Below are 17,500 nucleotides of genomic sequence, written 5' to 3'. Positions count from 1 at the left end.
CATGGGACAGGTTCTGTTTGTTGTGTGGCGTGAAAGTTTTGAAGCGTTACTTGTCATTGGTATTATTTATGCGTGGATTAAACGACACCCTGACGCACACAATGGTATGAAATACCTCTGGGCTGGCGTCGCTATTGGGGTTATTACCTCCATCCTACTCGCTCTTCTCATCTATGGCGTATTTAATGTCCTTGATGATACGGGGCAATCACTGTTTATGATTTTTATGGAGTTACTCGCTTGTATTCTGATTGTCCAAATGGTGTATTGGATGAACAAACATGGCAGCTCAATGAAATCAGAAATTGAATCAGGAATAAGCCATAATGCTGCTCACCATAATTGGTGGGGAGCAGCATTAATTATTGCTATTGCCATTGCCCGTGAAGGAAGCGAAATCGTCGTCTTTTTATCTAGCTTTATTATGTCGTTAACCGCGTCTAATGCATCAACTTTCTTTATCGAAGTCGGTGGTGGAATTGCGATTGCAGGTCTTACACTCTATGCTTTCTTATTAACAAATCGCTTAATTTCTTGGTCTATCTTCTTTAAAGTTACCGGCGTTATCCTATTATTCCTCGCGTTATCTCTCCTACTTAAAGGGGTAGAAGAAAGTGCGAACTTACTGATTGAATATGATTTTGCTATCCCTGAGTTTTTAATTTATCCCGCTTGGGATACAACTGCATTTCTCGATGATTCAGGTATTGCTGGTAATTTTATCTCTTCTTTCTTTGCTTATCGTTCACAGCCTATTTGGCTCAGTGTTATTACCTTTATCCTTTATTGGGCTATTGTGATCCCATTGTTTACTCGGAGTAAAAAAAATGTCTAGCTCACTGAGGCATAATATCAAATGGGTCTCTATTAGCTTAATACTCATGGCACTACCTAGTTTGGTTCAAGGTAAAGCACTGAGATCCCCTGTACAAACAGGGGATAACATCATTATCGCTAAAGGGGATATTCCCACTCCTGAAAAATATCAACATGCCATCCAAACCTATTTAGCCTTTGCCACTGCTGAATTGGCAGAAATGGTGACGCAATTGGAATTGTTACAACAAAGTTTACAACAAGGAAAGCTAGAGCAAGCCCAAACCGCGTATATTCAGGCTCACCAACATTATGAAACAGTACGCCCGATTATTATTTTATTTGGTAATACGGATAGAACAATTAATCCAAGGGCCGATTATTTCCTTGATAAAGAAACTGATTACCGCTTTACGGGGTTTCATCTTGTTGAATACCAATTATTTATGCAAAAAAATACTGAACTTGCCTTAACGGCAAACCAAGAATTATTACTTAAAGGGCGTGATTTGTATAAACGGGTAGCAACTGAAACCATTGAAATACCTAAGCTCGTGCAAGCCTCAGCTGATTTTATTGAAATGATCTTAGAAACGAAATTGGGCGGTAAAGAAAATATCTACAGTTTGTCTGATTTAACTGATATTGCTGCTAATTTGAAAGGGTCACAAAAAATAATTGAAATTATTAAGCCTTTTATCAAGCCAGAGACCCTTGAAAAAATACAGAAAAATGACCAACTGATTAATCAAATAATGCAGTCATATCAACTATCAAATACGACATATCAACCTTATAGCCAATTACAACTCAAAGACAAAATGGCGCTTTATTCATTATTCACTCAGCAAGCCGAAACCTTAGCAAAATTACGTGCTGAGCTCGATGTCGATGTTTACTATAAATATTAAGGCATACATTTATGCAAGCTAAACTGAGAAATATATTTCAAACCAACGGAATGTCTCGGCGTAATGCCCTAAAAATGCTCGCAATTAGTAGCGCAGTTTTAGCCGCCCCAGCATTAAAAGCACAAGACAAAATCGCCGATTGCCAACTCACTTATGACAAAGCAATCAATTATCTTGGGCCACACCAAGCCGGTGTTTTGACGCCTGAACCCAAAAATGCCTCCTTCATCGCATTTAATATGACGGCAAATTCCATCGAAGAATTACAGACTGTTTTTACACTACTAACCCAGCGTATCGCTGATTTAACCCAACCCCAAAAAGCGCCTCCAATCAATAATGATAAAATGCCTCCCGCAGAATCTGGTATTCTGGGAGCGCAACAACAACCCGACTCACTAACCATCACCGTTGCTTTAGGTAACTCTCTGTTTGATAACCGGTTCGGCTTAAATAAAATCAAACCTAAATATCTTAGTGAAATGACCAGTTTCCCCAACGATCGGTTAGAACAGAAATGGTGTGGTGGCGATCTTCTTCTGCAAATATGCGCGAATAGCCAAGAAAGCGTTATCTATGCATTACGTGACATTTTGCGTCATATTTCTCCATACAGCTTTCCCCTCTGGAAAATAGACGGCTTCTTACCTGCACGAGACATTGATAGCCATTCCACTCCTATCAATCTTTTTGGTTTTAAGGATGGAACGGGAAATGCACCTGCTGATGACAATTTATTGATGAACGAATTAATTTGGATAACAAAAGGCAGTCAAGAGCCATCTTGGTGTGATGGAGGGACATACCAAGCAGTACGTCTCATTCGCTTTAATTTAGAATTTTGGGATAGAACGCCATTAGAAGATCAAGAAAATGATTTTGGTCGCCATAAAGATTCAGGAGCACCCATCGGCATGAAAAATGAGCATGATGATCCTGAGTTTGGCCAAGACCCTCATGGCGACCGTATTTTATTTGATTCCCATATGCGCCGTGCAGAACCCCGCAATCCTGAACGTTATACTGCAAAATTAAGGCGAAGGAGCTACAGCTATTCACTCGGGTTAACCGAAACAGGAACACTCGATATGGGGTTGGTTTTCGTCTCTTTTCAACAAAATTTAAAGACAGGCTTTATCGATACTCAAAAGCGCCTTAATGGTGAACCGCTTGAACGTTATATCAAGCCCTTTGGTGGTGGGTACTACTTTGTATTACCTGGAATTGAGTCGGCACATGACATACTTGCCGAAAAAATGTTTACAGCCTTAAAACAAACTAAATAATGATATGAATAAAAGCCCCTATTACCCTTGTATCCTTGCTATAGGGGCTTTACTTGCAACTCTATCATCAACTATTAGGCATTTTAAATAATAAAATACTGCCTAGATTTGAACATATTATTATTTTTTTCGTTCCTTCACATCCGCTTCGACTTCTTGTTTCCAATCCTCTGATATTGGCGCAGACATTTGCTTCGCTTCCACCGCTTTATTTACTGCACGATAAGCCTTATCGTATCCAGTCCCATCTTGGACATAACCAGTCGCATTTGAACTTTTAATTCCAATATTTTCTGCTTCAGAAATAGCATCAATATTGGCTCCCAAGAAAATAAAATCCCATTTATCTTCTGTTTCTGCAGACTTAATCATGGCTTTAATTTTCGCTTGAGAATATTTACGGCTACTATTTTCTTGTCCATCTGTAATTATCACAAAAAGAACATTATTATTTTTTGTAACCTTTCTATTTTCTTGCATTTTTTCAATACCGTCTCCTATCGCATCTAATAATGCGGTATAACCACCAACGGGATAATCATCAAGTGTTAGATTAGAAACCTTTTCAATGGGTTCTCTATTATGAAGTAAACTTGTTTTGTCATTAAATAAAATAGTTGTAATGTAGGTTTTTGTTTTTTTCCCTTTATTTTCAGTTAATACACTATTATATCCACCGATTGTATCGGTTTCGAATCCTGACATTGAACCGCTTTTATCAAGAATAAACACTAAATCTAAAACATCGGGGTCTTTTTTAGTATCAATAATAGTAGTACTACTAGCTATAGAGGAAAATAAAAACAAAAATGCAGCTGATATGACGGTGAAAACGGATTGTATGGATAAATTCATCGCCGAGTTCCTTGGTGTGGTTAATATAAATATAACCACACCAATCTCGCTTTTTCGCCAATTATTTAAAATAAGATTACTCTGTATACTTAATAAGCATTTTCTTAATTAATTTCAAAACTATTACTTGATAATAATTTTCCTGAGTAAATAAATAAATAGTATATCCCCTTAAACAATTACTGTTTTAACCAAATACCATTTTCTCTTACTACATTAATTTCTTGAATAAAATTATTATATTTTATATTTTCTGCAACAGAGTTTGATGAAGCGCTTCTAGCCTGTTCATGTACTAACTCAGTGATAGCATGGTGAAATTCTTGGTTTAATTCTTTATGAATATCAACATCATCAGTATTTTTTAATCGTGTAACTAACTGAATTAATTTTTCGGCTTTTATCTGCACATCCGTATTATCAAAAGTAACAGTTGGAACTTCATATATAAATACCATATTGATAGAATCCGCGGCTTCATGATTAGCAGGATCCGGCAACAAATTTTGCCCATATTCACTATCTAAATAGGCAATTAATTCATGTTTATCAAAGCATTTAGATTTAATATTTCCATCTAACTTATCATCATAGAGTGTGATTGAGTCAGGAAAACTTTCGCCTACTGGGTAGCTACACCTAAATATATTTGCATCAATAAGCGTTGCGTTAGAACTACGGGCAGGTAGCGCAAGTTCGTGCCCATTAATTGTAATGGGATAGCTAGTAGGTTTAAACCTATCTTCTTTACCATCAACAGCATAAACTTCAGACAAGGTGTAGTAAACAAAATGATTTGGGTTAATAATCCCGCCAGAGTTATTTTCAAAAACAAAAAAATCCGTCACGTCACCTTCATCACTAACTAACTGGTGTGGTCCACTAGAAAGTAAAACAACACCTTTATCATCCGGTAAAACATCATAACCTTTGCCATCCAGCTTAAACGTAATAGTGTTTGCACTTGGATTACTATAATAAAACTTACCTTTACCACTTAAAAGTTCCATATCGTCACAAGCGGAAAGTAATATAGTTGCAGCTATAAAACAGCTATATTTTAGTATAGTATTCATAATGTTATTCCAAAAATTTTTAAAATCAACTTATTAACTAAAAATTAGATCTATTGTATGGCGCTCTTTAATATATTATTTTCGATATTAGAAACCATTATTCAGTTATTCGAATAAAATAACTTTACGATAAATGCGGTAGTTACCAATTTAATGGATATAACTCATGCGTTATTATCACGCAATACTTTTAACAATACCTGAAAAACCTCATCCATTAACGGCGTCGTTTGTTGGCTATTGCGAATTAAAGCTACTGTACGAGTTAACTCGGGCTGTTGTAATTGCAAAACTTTCAATTCTGGATCACGTAAATGTACAGTATAAAGCTGTGGTAAAATCGCAATCGCCAGTTTTGAGCGAACTAAGCCATATAGCGTTTCAATGTAATCCACTTGATAGCGAATCTTTAATTTTAAACGGTGACTTTCCACTGTCGCAGCGACCAAGCGTTGAATATTACCTTTCGAAAATACAGCAACATCACGGTTATTGAGTAGCTTCCATGGCAAATGAAATCTATTATCCGCTACAGCGTCATCATTATGGATAACAGCCACAAAAGGGTCATCTTGTAGTGGAAAAATAGCTAAATTCTGAGGTACTGAACTATCTAACACACCAATACCGAAATCAATTTCATGGTTGATAAGTTTATTAATTAAAGCGTCATTCGTTTGGTCATAAAATTCAATATTAAGCCTCGGAAAATATTGATTTAATAGTTCAGGCACCGCAGGAAATAACAGAGAACTTACGGAAGGAACTAAGCCAATACGTAATGTTCCGTCCCCTCCTTCCGCGATTATTTTTTGAATTTCACTAAATGCGCGATGAGAAACACTCAGTATTTGCTGTGCATGTGGCAAAATTGCAGCACCTAGCTCCGTTAATGTTACGGATGAAGCTGTGCGATTAATTAGCTTTCCTCCGATAACCGTTTCTATTTGCCGCAAAGCACTACTCAAAGCAGGTTGACTTACCGCTAGACGATTAGCGGTCTCGGTAAAATGACGAAGTTTCGCTAACGTCACAAAATACTGTAGCTGTTTGAGCGTAAGTGCAGGCAGCCTCTGCCAAGGTTCTATCATAATAATGTTCTTTTACTTTTATTGGATTAGCCAATATTTCGATTCATTATAACCATTTCTTATCACATGATAAATTTTATCATCTTGGCAAACGTTTGCGTTGCTCATAAAGTAACAATCATAAATTGTAAGAATGGTATCTTTATGTGCATAACAGAACAAAATAGGCGTCACGTCATTCAATCTGCTAAAGGCGAAAAGCCTTTTGACCTTCTACTCGCTAATGCCAATATTGTTGATATGGTAACCGGTGAAGTTCGCCTTGCAGATATTGGGATTACCGGCAACCTAATTGCTAGCGTACATCCTACTGGAACCCGTACTGATGCAACTGAAGCCCATGATTTATCAGGCTATTTCATTTCACCCGGCTTAATAGACACTCATGTCCATTTAGAAAGCTCACACTTACCCCCTGTACGTTATGCCGAAATAGTTCTCGCTCAAGGAACAACGGCTGTATTTTGGGATCCCCATGAGCTTGCCAATGTATTAGGCCTAGAAGGTGTACGTTATGCTATTGATTCTAGCCGAAATTTACCGTTAGATGTCATGGTTGCAGCCCCTTCGTCAGTGCCATCAACACCTGGCTTAGAAATGTCTGGAGCGGACTTTGCTGGGAAAGAAATGTCAACCATGCTGAGTTGGCCGGAAGTTCGTGGTGTGGCCGAAGTCATGGATATGTTTAGTGTGCTCCATGGCAGTGACAGAATGGAAGAAATTCTAAATGCAGGAATTACATCAGGTAAGCTTATAGAAGGCCATGCAAGAGGTTTAAAAGGAGCTGATCTGCAAGCTTATCTGGCTGCCGGCGTCACCTCTGATCACGAATTAACCTCAGCTGAAGATGCCCTTGAAAAGCTACGTGCGGGCCTTACATTACAAATTCGTGGCTCTCATCCTTATCTCCTTCCCGATATTGTTGCCGCATTAAAATCTTTACCGCATTTGTCATCACAAATTACAGTATGCACGGATGACGTGCCGCCCGACATATTAATTGAAAAAGGTGGCATTATTGCGTTACTAAACCTGTTAATTGAACATGGAATGCCAGCAACGGACGTACTGCGCTTTGCTACATTTAACGCTGCAATACGCTTGCAACGCCATGACCTTGGCCTGATTGCTGCTGGGAGAAAAGCAAATTTAGTCATCTTCGATTCATTGGAAACGTTGAAAGCACAAGCCGTGTATGTATCAGGCCAAAAAATTGCAGAAAATAACCAACTTATCAATGCATTAAGCGCACATAATGATATTTTACCACCACGAGATACCATGCAACTCTCGCCAATCACCCCAAATGATTGCACATTAAAAATTGATGGAATCAATGATGGTAGTGCGCGTTTACGTCATATTCGTGGAGCACGCTTTACCCAATGGGGCGAGATTGACGTACAAATCAAAAATAGCGTGGTACAAGTGCCGAATAATTTCAGCCTTATCCGAGTTCAACACCGTCACGGCCGTCACGATGCTTTACCTCAGATAGCCTTACTTGAGGGCTGGGGGGAATTACGCGGAGCCATTGCGACTAGCTATTCACATGATTCACATAACCTCGTTGTCCTTGGTCGTAACCCTGATGATATGGCCATTGCCGCTAATTTATTAATCGAGAGTGGTGGAGGTATGGCACTAGTACAAAATGGTCAAGTTTTAGCTCATGTCGCTATGCCAATAGCCGGTATGCTATCTGATTTACCCGCAACTGAGCTGGCTGCTCAATTTCGCCAATTGCGTGAATTAAGCAGTGAAATCGCTGATTGGGAGCCACCTTATCGAGTCTTTAAGGCTATTGAAGGAACCTGTCTTGCTTGCAATGCAGGCCCACATTTAACCGATTTAGGATTAACGGATGGAACAACGCGTCAAATCGTTGATGCTGTCATCCATACTGCTAAGCGCGCTTAGAAAATTAATAATAATGATAGGAGAGCCAATTAATGGCTGACAATTCAATAAATACGCCAACATCAGGGAGTTGGCTGGAAAGGCGCTTTGCTTTACGTGAGCGCGGCAGTTCAGTAAAAACAGAGTGTTTAGCTGGAGTGACCGGTTTTTTAGCCGCAGCTTACCTGCTTGTGGTGATCCCCGGTTTACTTGCCGTTGGAGGAATGGATAAAGGAGCTGCAACCACCGGAACAATTATTGTCTTCGTCATTGCCAGTTTATTAATGGCGTTCTATGCTAATTTACCCTTTATTGTAGGCCCTGGTATTGGAGGCTCTGTCCTTGTCGGTATTACGCTTGCAGGCAGTGAAGGTATTGACTGGCAAATCGGGCTCGGCATCGCGTGTTGGTCAGGGATCTTATTTTTCCTATTAACTAAATTTGGTTTGCGTGAAGTTGTTACACGCTCTGTCCCACAATCAATTAAACTCGGATTAACTGCATCAATTGGCCTTTTCGTTGCCGTATTAGGCTTTCGAAATGCAGGATTAGTGCTCGCTAACCCAAAAACAAATGCATTAATGCTTGGTGATTTCCTTTCCCCCGGTGCATTAGTTGCACTTGCTGGCTTTTTCGTTGCGATTGCACTACAAGCTCGCAAAATACCAGGTGGAATTTTATGGGCAATTTTATTTGCAACCCTCTTAGGTATTCCTTTTGGCGTCACAAAATTACCTGACAGCTTTATTGGTATTCCACACTCTGTGGCCCCTGTATTAGGGCATGTAGACTTGATTGGCGCATTAAATATCGCGTTTCTCCCTTTCTTATTTGTCTTTTTTGCTGCTGAGTTTTTCTCAACTATGGGGACAACATTAGCAGTTGGCGGAGAAGCGGGTTTATTAGATAAAGAAGGTAATATGCCAAATATTAACCGTCCCTTTATCGTTGACTCAATTGCTGCAGCATTAGGACCATGGGTTGGTATTCCTGCAGCAACTGCACTTATTGAGTCTTCAGCCGCGGCAGAGGCTGGGGGTAAAACCGGTATGACAGCTCTTGCTGCAGCCTTTATGTTTTTATTAATGCTGCTATTTACACCTATTGCATTAATGATCCCAGCACAAGCCACGGCTCCTGCTCTAATTTTAATTGGACTAAATATGTTCAGTGGTTTACGAAAAGTAGACTTAGGCAATTTTACCGATGGCTTACCCGTATTAATGATGGTGATGATTACGCTAATCGCTAATAGCTTTGGTACGGGTATCGCCGGTGGGTTGTTATTCTACATCTTAATTAAAGCCGTTGCTGGCAAGTGGAGAGAAATTCCAATTAGCTTGTGGATCCTTGCGGTACCTCTTGTTTATTATTTCTCAACACTAGTGAAACACTAGACCATTAGTGCCAGAAAAGCCGATTTTTCCACTGTCGGCTTTTCTATTCTAATAAATTTAGTTTAAAACTGCATGAGCTTCTATTTCTATTAACCATTCCGGCAAAGAAAGCCCTGAAACAATAACCCAAGATGAGGCTGGTGGATTGTTTGGAAACTTTTCTTTTAATGCTTTCGCAATGTCAGCTTGTTCCTCATGGCTATTAAAGCCCTCTTTGATGTAAATACGTAGCATAGCTACCTGAGATAAATCGCCACCAGCCGCATGCAATACATGTTCAATATTGATTAATGATTGTACGGTTTGTTCGTATATACCCCCAGCAACAGTTTCTTCTGCGGCATTTACGCCAACCTGCCCCGATAAAAATAATTGTCGGGTTCCCGTTATTTCTATAGCTTGGCTAAAGCCATACTGCAAAGAATTAAAGATAGAAGCTGGGTTTATCGATTTCTTAGTCATTTTTATTCCATCATTAATAAAACAGTGAGGCAGTATAAGCCATTTACTTTTTGATTCATTAAACATCAAGCAAACGTCATTTGATTGGTATTCAGAAAGCATCAAAAGACACGTTGATTTAAGGTACCTAAGAATAAATACGAATACGTTCAGCTAAATAATTTGCACATTGCGTGACACTCATCAACTGATTTTCCCAATCAACAGAACTCCCTATTAAATAGGCGTTTTTTGCTACCACTAGGATTGATGCCAATTCCACTGGCATTAATTCAGCTGCCCAAATAGCAGCCTCCCCCTTTGAAGTAAATAGCCCTGTTTCCATGGTGTACCACATCCGTGCCAATGTCAGTAAAACATTGCGCTCATCACCTTCTAGGGATAACTCTAGGTTAGGGAGTGAATCTAACATAGCGCAGTGAATATCGTGCAAGCCAATAATCGGTAAGTGGTAAATCTCTTGGTACCATAAACTTACCGCGTCTTGTGACGCTTGGGCTAACATGAGTGTGAACTCTGGATCTTGAGTTTGCCCTTCAAATACCCCTTGCTCGTAATCTGTACGTAACCACTCCCCATAAATTAATTCGCATTTTGCAGGGTAAGACAGTGAATTTAATTCACTTGCTAAAAATACGGCAACTTCAAGTGGTCGCCGGCCTTCTGGATCAATCGGATATAAGCCAGAAATATCCATTAAATCCCGCACAAGTTGTTCACGACATATATTCGTTATAGGAGTATCAACCACCACAAGTATATCAATATCACTCGTTGGCCGTAATCCACTCGAAACAGAAGAACCATGCAAATAAACAGCAATTAATGAATCAGAAAAATATTTTTGTAGAATAACCAAAGCTTGTTCTGCTTGTAGAGGGGTATTCATTAAAATCGCGTCCTAACTTATTTAATTAATATAATTATAATGTAACGATTCTATCTATTCCTTGAATAAAACACAGATAAAAAAATAGCCCCTGATTAGGAGCTATTTAATCATCCATACATAGTTAAATTAGTGGAGGAATTGACGGTAAAATAGGCACTTCAATCACTGTTGGCCCATTACGCTTAAATGCCTCTTCGCAGGCTTGTTTAATGTCTTCTATAGTTTCAGCTCTCACCGCAGCACAACCATATCCTTTTCCTAAAGCCACGATATCTAAATTTGGAATATCAAGCCCCGGAACCCCCGGTGTTTCCTCCAATACTGCAAATGATTTTAAAATGCCATATTCATTATTTTTCGGAATGATAAACACAATAGGTAAATTCTGCTGCGCAGCACTCCATAAGCCTTGAATTGAATACTGCATGGAGCCATCACCAATAATTGCCATCACTGGGCGATGGCGCCCGCTGTCCCTTTCGGCTAATGCAATTCCCACACTTGCTGGTAAATTCCAACCTAATGAACCACTTGCAAAAGTATAGAATGAGTCAGGAAATTCGATTGGCCATTCACGATGAAGTTCACCGAGGTTTGAAGGGGACTCTTCCACCAAGACGGTTTCTTTTGGTGAAACTTCCCTCAAGGTGCGAAATAATTGTGTTGCACTCAGTGTTGGGCTATTGCAACTTTGTTCAGCTGCTGCTGGGTACGGTGCCATTCCATGAGGTTGTTTTTCCACTTTTTTTGTCGCAGTACGAGGCGCAACCAAGTTAATTAACCCTTCTAATGCGAGTACAGCATCACTTAACAAGCTATCTCCAATAGGAGCTCTACCCACTTCGATTGGGTCATCTGTAATGTGTAGTAATTTCAGTCCTTCAGGAATATAACTGCCTGCAACATAAGGGTAATACCTAAATACAGGAGCCCCAATAACAATGGCTAAATCATGTCCTTCGAGTTTTTCAGATAACGGTTTTGTCGCAAAAGGTAACCCACCTGCATACAGAGGATGAGTTTCTGGGAATGGCGGACGTTCAGATGCAGGCGCAGCCCACACTGGAGCATTTAATTTTTCAGCAAGTTTAATGCCGATATCCCAACCTTCCCCTCTTGCAATGGCGGAACCATAAATAAGTACAGGATTCTTCGCATTCGATAGAGCAGAAGCAAACTCTTGTAGTCGAGCTGGGTCATAACCAATGCGCTGCGGGACAGAACGAACAACAGCTTCTTGTGCTAGTGCGGGTTTATCCCAATCATCCAATGGGATAGATAAAAATACTGGCCCGGCGGGCGGTTGCAGAGCCATTGCATACGCTCGCATAAAAGCAGCAGGGACATCTTCTGCGCGCACTGGCTGGTAGCTCCATTTTACCCAGGGTTTTGGCAACGTTTCAGGCTCAATGTTGGTTAGCCAAGGCTCCATCAATAACATTTCTCGTGTTTGATTTCCCGCCGTAATAATTAATGGCGTTCGGTTCATATAGGCAGTCAAAATATTACTCATGGCATTACTTAACCCTGCGGAAGTATGTACATTCACCATCGCAACTTTACGCATTCCCTGCGCGTAACCATCTGCGGCGGCAACAGCAGAGGCTTCCTGTAATGTTTGGATATAACGAAAATCATTTGGAAAATCTTTTAAAAATGTTTCTTCTGTCGAACCTGGGTTGCCAAAAATGGTTGTAATATCTAACTTACGTAATAAATCATAGGTGACTTGACGGATCGTTTTTTGCATTGAAAACACTCCATAAAAAATATTCAAATTATCTAATAAAAAGAAAATTTAGAGTTAAAAAACTCTGTTAAACTCACACGCCATATCATTATTAAATAATTAAAATAAAACCTAACTCATTGTAATTAGGTACTATAGCAAAAAATTGATTAACGATATATTCAGGTGAATTTTCCTTTTAAGTCCATCAAAAAGAAAGGTAATGACAATACACTTATGAAAACAAGCCATTAAATAACAGCCAAATTAAACAGTCTCAATAAGATGGTAAAAAAAACCAAATATAAACCTGAAACAAAATTATCAAATAGCGTTTAGTGATTATATTTGTACTTATTCTATTCAAAAGTAACCATCAGCGATTTACTATTGATGAAAGGCCATATTTTTAGCGTTAACGACAATGCGGTCCCTAGATTTCTGAGGATGGTCCTAGCTATAGACTAGACAATATTTTCACTCATAATCCAATAATGGGTTATTTACCTCATGTTTCACTCTACTCTGCCCATTTTCTTTTATGTTGTACATCACACTTCTTATAATTACTTGGTAACATAAACCTTCTCTTAGATAAGTTCCCGAAAAAGCCAACTTTCTTCCTACATAGCCATCTTTAAATGAGCCTTTTCAATAGAAACCTGCTGTTCATGCTGTCTCTCGCTATTTTTAACTAGGAAAATTTACACATGAGACTTCACTGCCACCCATTCAATACTTAGTCTAGGATTAACTAAAAGTTATAGATACCCAAACAAAACTCATTGTTAAATAAAAGTTGCACAAAGTAACTTGATTTATCGCTAATGTTAAATAACAACAGTGAAAGTTCTGGTAAACTAACTTGAGGTAAAATAATGATCCTAGATGCCAGCTACACTTTATTAGTCGCTTGTTTGGCGCTGTTGATTGGTATGTTTGTTGTCAAATACACACCTTTTCTACAAAAAAACCATATCCCTGAAGCCGTTGTTGGCGGCTTTATTGTTGCTATCATTCTATTAATTGTTGATAAAACTGCAGGGTATTCATTTACTTTTGATGCTTCACTACAAAGCATTTTGATGATTACGTTCTTTTCATCAATTGGATTAAGCTCAGATTTTTCGCGTTTAATAAAAGGTGGTAAGCCACTTGTCTTATTAACGATCGCAGTGACTATCTTAATTGCTATTCAAAATACCGTTGGTATGGGAATGGCTGTCATGCTTAATGAAAGTCCATTTATTGGTTTAATTGCTGGTTCAATCACGCTTACGGGTGGCCACGGCAATGCAGGGGCTTGGGGACCAATATTAGCTGATAAATATGGTGTGACAGGTGCTGTTGAATTAGCTATGGCGTGTGCAACCTTAGGCTTAGTCCTCGGTGGGTTAATTGGTGGCCCTGTTGCTCGCCATTTATTGAAAAAAGTTACGATCCCTAAAAGCACTGAACTCGAAAAAGAAACTATCGTTGAAGCTTTCGAACAACCGAGTGTTAAACGTAAAATTAATGCCAATAATGTTATTGAAACCATCTCAATGCTAATTATCTGTATTGTTGTAGGTGGCTATATTAGTGAGTTTTTTAAAGATACCATTGTGCAATTACCTACCTTCGTTTGGTGCTTATTTGTCGGTATTATTATTCGTAATGTCCTAACGCATGTATTTAAACATGAAGTTTTTGAACCTACCGTTGATGTTTTAGGTAGTGTAGCCTTGTCATTATTCTTAGCAATGGCGCTAATGTCCTTAAAATTCGGTCAACTCGCTAGTATGGCAGGGCCTGTTCTAATTATCATTGCTGTACAAACGGTGGTTATGGTTTTATTTGCTACATTTGTTACCTTTAAAATGATGGGCAAAGATTATGACGCCGTTGTTATTAGTGCCGGGCACTGCGGGTTTGGAATGGGTGCGACACCAACCGCTATCGCTAACATGCAGACCGTCACTAAAGCATTCAGTCCTTCCCATAAAGCCTTTTTAGTCGTGCCAATGGTGGGGGCATTTATTGTCGATATTTCAAATAGTATCTTAATTAAAATCTTTATCGAAATCGGCACGTATTTTACCTAGTGCACAATCATAAAGGCTAGGCTATAACCTAAGTATATAGTCTGGCCTTCGCTTTTTTCTCTCTATTTAATTTAAACCGCCTAATTTCCTTTCACCATTTTCAGCACAAAATGAATAGTTGTTCAGATTAATTTGTATTAATTCGGTAGAATATGCGAATTAATACCAATAGTCGGTTTCTGTGAGTAAAGGCAAATAATAGGTTTCTTAAAATGAAATTAAGGCATCTCGATATTTTTTATGCGGTCATGACCTGTGGTTCTCTAACTCGTGCAGCAGAGGTTTTACATATCTCACAACCCGCTGCCAGCAAGGCCTTAAAACATGCGGAACAACAACTTGGCTTAGTACTATTCCAGAGAATTAGAGGAAAGCTAATTCCCACAGCTGAGGCAAACCTGCTATTTGAAGAAGCGAAGGAAGTTTATCATAATTTAGATAAGCTCAGAATTTTAGCTCAAAATTTATCACGTGACCCGCAAGGCAAATTAGCCATTGGTTGCTTACCTAGCTTAGGGCTAAACTTAGTACCTGAAGTGACCGCTCAATTTATTAAAAAACACCCTAATATCAAACTCACGATCGGTACACATCATACAACCGATATTCTGCAGTTATTAACCCAACAAGATCTCGATATTGGTATTGGCTTTAATCTTGAAATTGAAGGCGGTATTACGGTTTTACCTATTGCAGATATCCCATTAGTTTATGTGGATAGCAAATTACCATTACACTCACCAGTCTCCCTCACTGATATTGACCAGGAGCGTTGGATCCACCCTGGCTCTGACTCTTTATCTCAGCTATTACAAAAACGTCATGAGTTTGCAGAATCAAATATTAGTGTGCATACCTATCATATGGCCGCAGAATTTGTCCAAGCTGGTTTAGGTTGTAGTATTACCGATATTTTTTCAGCCGAACATACATTACCTGAATCAATGATTTACCCTTTACAGGAAGGCTTACACCTTGCCGTATCCGTTTTTCATCGCGCAGATAAACCATTAACTAAGGCCGCACAGAATTATGTTAATACCTTGGCATCCACGCTTGAAAAAAGAAATAAAGTAGTTAACCAAAAGTTATACTCTGGTAATGAAAACTCAATTGTTTAGTTAGCTTATTCACCGTTAAATAATAACATCTTGGTTATTATGGGTTACGGATTATTATGACTAAACATGTGGTGGTTATTGGAGCTGGTGTGATTGGTTTAAGCACCGCCTATGCATTAATTAAAGCAGGCCAAACCGTAACATTAGTTGAATCTGATACAGATGTCGGTATGCACACCAGTTTTGCTAACGGTGGGCAACTCAGCTATCGCTATGTTTCTCCTCTTGCTGATGCAGGCGTTCCTTTACAAGGCCTACGTTGGATGGGGAAAAATGACTCCCCCTTAAATTTAAAAATAACGCCTTCATTACAACAGTGGTCTTGGCTAGCGCAATTTACATTAGCTTGTAACCGTAAAACCAATAAAATTAATGGTACCCACCTTTTACGTTTATCGCTCCTAAGCCAAGAAATAATGAATAAATGGCGTAACAATGGTGATATTGCCGATTTTGCTTGGGAAAAATCAGGGAAATTAATTATCCATCGCGATAATAAAAGTTTTCAAAAAGCCAGTGAAACGGTTGATAAACAATTTCAAAAAGTATTAACACCCGCTGAAATTATTGAACTAGAGCCTTCTTTAAAGAATATACAGTCTCAACTAGTCGGGGCAATATATGCTCCTGATGATGAGAGTGCAGATTGTTATTTATTTTGCAAAAATCTACTGCAATATTTACTCATGCAACCGCAATTTAAGCTTTGTTTGCAGCACAGTGTTGAATCCTTCATTACACAAGGTAACGGCATTACAGGAATAGCTACTCATCAGGGAACTATCCAAGCTGATGATTTTATTGTTTGCGCAGGTAATGGTAGCCGCGAGTTATTAAAAACACTGAATATTAATGTCCCTATTTTAGGATTAAAGGGATATAGTCTAAGTGTCGAATACCCGCAAGCTGAGTATATTGTTCCGAAAATTAACGTCACTGATTACGGCAATAAAATTGTCTATGCCAAACTTAATGATCAATTACGCATTGCTGCAATGGTCGATATTGGTTATGACAGCCAAGGTTTACGTGAAAATAGAATACAAGCTCTTAAGAAGATTATTAAACACACCTTTCCTGAATTACCTAAAATCGACGATGCTGAAAGCTGGTGTGGGTTACGTCCCTCAACGCCAAAGGGCCCACCGATATTAGGAAAAACAACCTATAAAAATTTATGGCTTAATATTGGACATGGTAGTTTAGGGTTTACTCTTGCCGCAGGCAGCGCGGAAGTATTGACTCAATTAATTACAGAACAAAAAACGCCAATTTCTTTAACTGGATTAACGAGGTAATCATGTCCATCAAACGTAACAACCCGAAACCACGCTTAGCTGACAGTGTTGAATATGCAGGGATAGTTTATTTATCAGGGCAAGTACCAAATGACCTAACAGGTGATATTACCCAGCAAACTGAAGATATTTTAGCTAAAATTGATACGTTATTAGCAGCCAGCAACAGTAATAAAACACAAATTTTATCTGCTCAAATTTGGATTAAAAATATGGCGAGAGATTTCTCTGCCTTTAATGCAGTATGGGAAAATTGGATGCCTGTGGAAAATAGCCCAGCTCGTGCAGCAGTTGAAGCAAATATGGCACGCGAGCAAGTCCTTGTTGAAATTATGGTGATTGCGGCTCAGCACTGATATCTATTTAGTAAGATTTAAAATATAAAAAAGCAGTGAGACCGACTGCTTTTTATTACTCTAGCAATTTAGTCTTCTATTTTATTTTATAATATCCGATTAAATAATGAGTTTAATAAATTTCATTAGGATTATTATAAAATAAAGACTTTCATTTTCACCCTCCTTAACTATTATCAAATCAATTCCAATAAAAATAAATAGCTAATAAAAAATTATAAGTGAAG

Annotated in this window: 15 protein-coding genes; 9 read left to right on the top strand and 6 right to left on the bottom strand. The window is 38.7% G+C overall.

Annotated features, from left to right (window positions below):
• Nucleotide 1: 1 nt before the first annotated feature.
• Genes PSE60_RS19485 through efeB form a run of 3 tightly spaced genes read left to right on the top strand, consistent with a single transcriptional unit; the run spans nt 2 to nt 3,013 of the window.
• Nucleotides 2-835, top strand: coding sequence for an FTR1 family iron permease (locus tag PSE60_RS19485; protein ID WP_272666494.1), 834 nt, complete (start codon nt 2-4; stop codon nt 833-835).
• Nucleotides 828-1,727, top strand: a complete 900-nt coding sequence (locus PSE60_RS19480) for an EfeM/EfeO family lipoprotein (RefSeq protein ID WP_272666493.1) — start codon at nt 828-830, stop codon at nt 1,725-1,727. Before PSE60_RS19485 ends, PSE60_RS19480 begins: the two co-directional genes overlap by 8 nt.
• An 11-nt stretch (nt 1,728-1,738) precedes the next feature.
• Nucleotides 1,739-3,013 (top strand): iron uptake transporter deferrochelatase/peroxidase subunit, encoded by a 1,275-nt coding sequence (gene efeB, locus PSE60_RS19475; protein ID WP_210838094.1) that lies wholly within the window; start codon nt 1,739-1,741, stop codon nt 3,011-3,013.
• A gap of 120 nt (nt 3,014-3,133) precedes the next feature.
• Here efeB and PSE60_RS19470 read toward each other — a convergent pair whose 3' ends face one another.
• The 3 genes from PSE60_RS19470 to PSE60_RS19460 all read right to left on the bottom strand — a co-directional run bounded on the left by PSE60_RS19470 (nt 3,134) and on the right by PSE60_RS19460 (nt 6,035).
• Nucleotides 3,134-3,868 carry a vWA domain-containing protein gene (locus tag PSE60_RS19470; protein WP_272666492.1) on the bottom strand — a complete coding sequence of 245 codons (735 nt, stop codon included), beginning with the start codon at nt 3,866-3,868 and terminating at the stop codon, nt 3,134-3,136.
• Nucleotides 3,869-4,047: 179 nt separating this feature from the next.
• On the bottom strand, nt 4,048-4,944 hold the full coding sequence (locus PSE60_RS19465) for a hypothetical protein (RefSeq protein ID WP_272666491.1): 897 nt from the start codon (nt 4,942-4,944) through the stop codon (nt 4,048-4,050).
• 164 nt (nt 4,945-5,108) lie between these two features.
• Nucleotides 5,109-6,035: a LysR family transcriptional regulator gene (locus PSE60_RS19460; RefSeq protein ID WP_210838088.1), complete on the bottom strand. Its 927-nt coding sequence runs from the start codon at nt 6,033-6,035 to the stop codon at nt 5,109-5,111.
• 144 nt (nt 6,036-6,179) lie between these two features.
• On the opposite strand from PSE60_RS19460, the gene PSE60_RS19455 reads away from it, so the two are divergent.
• Together PSE60_RS19455 and PSE60_RS19450 are read left to right on the top strand one after the other, a co-directional pair.
• Nucleotides 6,180-7,955 (top strand): adenine deaminase, encoded by a 1,776-nt coding sequence (locus PSE60_RS19455; RefSeq protein WP_272666490.1) that lies wholly within the window; start codon nt 6,180-6,182, stop codon nt 7,953-7,955.
• A gap of 32 nt (nt 7,956-7,987) precedes the next feature.
• Entirely contained in the window at nt 7,988-9,331 is a 1,344-nt protein-coding gene (locus tag PSE60_RS19450; protein WP_210838085.1) for an NCS2 family permease, read from the top strand.
• A gap of 57 nt (nt 9,332-9,388) precedes the next feature.
• On the opposite strand, the gene PSE60_RS19445 is transcribed toward PSE60_RS19450, so the two are convergent.
• The 3 genes from PSE60_RS19445 to mdlC all read right to left on the bottom strand — a co-directional run bounded on the left by PSE60_RS19445 (nt 9,389) and on the right by mdlC (nt 12,435).
• Nucleotides 9,389-9,793 carry a RidA family protein gene (locus PSE60_RS19445; RefSeq protein ID WP_210838083.1) on the bottom strand — a complete coding sequence of 135 codons (405 nt, stop codon included), beginning with the start codon at nt 9,791-9,793 and terminating at the stop codon, nt 9,389-9,391.
• Nucleotides 9,794-9,920: 127 nt separating this feature from the next.
• On the bottom strand, nt 9,921-10,682 hold the full coding sequence (locus tag PSE60_RS19440) for an aminoglycoside adenylyltransferase domain-containing protein (protein WP_272666489.1): 762 nt from the start codon (nt 10,680-10,682) through the stop codon (nt 9,921-9,923).
• Between the two features lie 124 nt (nt 10,683-10,806).
• Complete coding sequence (mdlC, locus tag PSE60_RS19435) at nt 10,807-12,435, bottom strand: benzoylformate decarboxylase (RefSeq protein WP_272666488.1); 1,629 nt, start codon at nt 12,433-12,435, stop codon at nt 10,807-10,809.
• A gap of 857 nt (nt 12,436-13,292) precedes the next feature.
• On the opposite strand from mdlC, the gene gltS reads away from it, so the two are divergent.
• The 4 genes from gltS (at nt 13,293) to PSE60_RS19415 (ending at nt 17,273) form a co-directional block, all read left to right on the top strand.
• A complete protein-coding gene (gltS, locus tag PSE60_RS19430; protein WP_272666487.1) occupies nt 13,293-14,498 on the top strand; it encodes a sodium/glutamate symporter in 1,206 nt (401 codons plus the stop codon).
• Nucleotides 14,499-14,710: 212 nt separating this feature from the next.
• Entirely contained in the window at nt 14,711-15,619 is a 909-nt protein-coding gene (locus PSE60_RS19425) for a LysR family transcriptional regulator (protein WP_272666486.1), read from the top strand.
• Nucleotides 15,620-15,675: 56 nt separating this feature from the next.
• Nucleotides 15,676-16,917, top strand: a complete 1,242-nt coding sequence (locus PSE60_RS19420) for a D-amino acid dehydrogenase (RefSeq protein WP_272666485.1) — start codon at nt 15,676-15,678, stop codon at nt 16,915-16,917.
• A 2-nt stretch (nt 16,918-16,919) separates the two neighbouring features.
• On the top strand, nt 16,920-17,273 hold the full coding sequence (locus tag PSE60_RS19415) for a RidA family protein (RefSeq protein ID WP_272666484.1): 354 nt from the start codon (nt 16,920-16,922) through the stop codon (nt 17,271-17,273).
• Nucleotides 17,274-17,500: the final 227 nt, after the last annotated feature.

The organism is Providencia sp. PROV174, from assembly GCF_028480685.1.
Taxonomy (GTDB): domain Bacteria; phylum Pseudomonadota; class Gammaproteobacteria; order Enterobacterales; family Enterobacteriaceae; genus Providencia; species Providencia rettgeri.
The sequence above is the reverse complement of the archived record's forward strand: the minus strand, read 5'-3'. Positions and strand labels throughout refer to the sequence as shown.